The organism is Staphylococcus sp. AtHG25 (genome assembly GCF_003217445.1).
Classification (GTDB): Bacteria; Bacillota; Bacilli; order Staphylococcales; family Staphylococcaceae; genus Staphylococcus; species Staphylococcus haemolyticus.
In genome coordinates this window covers 1-1,908 of record NZ_QJSN01000015.1, presented here as the reverse complement: position 1 = coordinate 1,908, position 1,908 = coordinate 1, and the positions used below count along the sequence as shown (strand labels likewise).

At 34.7% G+C, this 1,908-nt stretch carries 1 pseudogene; it reads right to left on the bottom strand.

Annotation, left to right across the window (positions count from 1 at the left end):
- Positions 1–1,908: pseudogene (gene pls, locus BDW31_RS12775) on the bottom strand (plasmin-sensitive LPXTG-anchored glycoprotein Pls); the annotation flags it as partial.

Here is a 1,908-nt window from a genome sequence, read left to right as displayed (position 1 = left end):
TACCAGGCGCTAGATCTTTATCAAATTCACGTTTTGTTTCATACGGAATCTCTTCTTTATCTACAATCGGATCGCCATCGACTGGACCGTATTTTGTTACGTCATCCACCGGAAGTGTTATCTCTTCTTTTGTATCTGGATTTTTAACTCCAGGTTTACCAGGAATTTCTTCTACGCTATCTTTAGGTGCTTCTGGATCGAATACATCTTTATGGCCTTGTGGTACTTTTTCAGGTGCAAAGTGTACAATCTCGTCAACTGCATTTTTTGTAACTTCTGTTGTTGGTTCACCACGTTCAACTACATCTCCTGTATCAGGGTCAACTTTAGTTGGTGTAGTTGTTGTTGATTCTCCATCTTCACCTTTTTGTACAATAACATCAGGTGAGCCTGGTTCTAGAGTTGGATCAAACTCACGAATAGTTTTATGAGGAATTGGTTGTTTCGTTACTTCCACATCATCAATTAAATCAGCTTGAGGCGTTGTAATTGTTACACCTTCAAGATTTGTTCTCATAATTCCATCAGAATATCTATTTTGCATATGACTTGAAGTAATTAAGAAATTATATTTTTGTGATTTATCAATTCCTAAATCATCTGTAGTAGCTTTCCATGTTTTTCCTGCATATGTAGCAGTTACTGTACTTGTTGCTGCATCATAATTTAATACTACATCATTTAATCTTTGGCCATGGAAATTACCATCAAGATGATTAGTTGTATTATCTGCATAAATTATTTTATTTACAGGTTTATCTTTTGTATTTAGGGCATTTTGACCAACTTGGTTAGTCATACCATCTGCACCATTTTTAACAAATGTACCGTAACCAACTTTTGCTGCGCCAATTTGACTTAGATTGTTTGTTTTATCTGCATCGAGTTTATCGACTTTACCATTAACATTATTATATGCCGTATCAATTTTAAAACCAGATGCATTTGCCATACCTTTGTCTCTTAAAATACCACCTTGGTTTAAGAAGTCTTGGCCATTCCCTTGAGTAAACATGAAGCCCCAGCCATCTGCTCCTGTTGTATTACCTTGGTTGTTGTTTGCTACTGGAACAGTAATTGTAAAGTCTTTATTAAAATCTATTTTATCATTATATTCTAATGCGCCTTTAGTTCCTGTATTAGGATTGAAATTTGTATTGAATGCAGTTAGCTTATCTTCTTTAGGGAATTCTTCTTTATACGTTTTATGGATTATATCTCCATATTCTTTAAAGTTACCCGTTCCTTTTTTAGTAACTGTGTCTTGTGCAGCTGCTCTTAATGCTGTTGCTGAATAGTTAACATTTGTTGTTCTAGCATTGCTGCTTACTGAACGGAATGTTGCTCTTGGTTGTGCGTTTTCTTTGTTAGCTGTTTCTTTAAGTGCTTCACTTAAAGCTATTTTTTTAATTTCTTCATTAGATAAATTTGAAATATCTTTTGGTAATACTTTTTCAATTTCAGCTTTCTCTGCTTCTGTAACTTCAGATTTATTATATAAATCTTTAGCAACTGTATCTACAACGTGAGTTCTCTCAGTTTCTGCTGGTTGAGCATTTGAATTGCTCTTAGCATTTGTTTCTTCAACTGCTGGTGCTTCTTCTGTTTCTACTTTGTTTGTTTCTTCTGTTGCTGCTTTGTTTGTTTCTTCTGCTGTTGGCGCTTCTTCTGTTTCTACTTTATTTGTTTCTTCTGCTGTTGTTGCTTCTTCTGTGTTTTCTTCACTTGATGGGGCTTCTTTTGTTGTTGCTTCTTCTGTGTTTTCTTCACTTGATGGCGCTTCTTTTGTTCTTACATCTTCTGTATTTTCTTTACTTGATGGCGCTTCTTTTGTTCTTACATCTTCTGTATTTTCTTTACTTGATGGCGCTTCTTTTGTTCTTACATCTTCTGTATTTTCTTCACTTG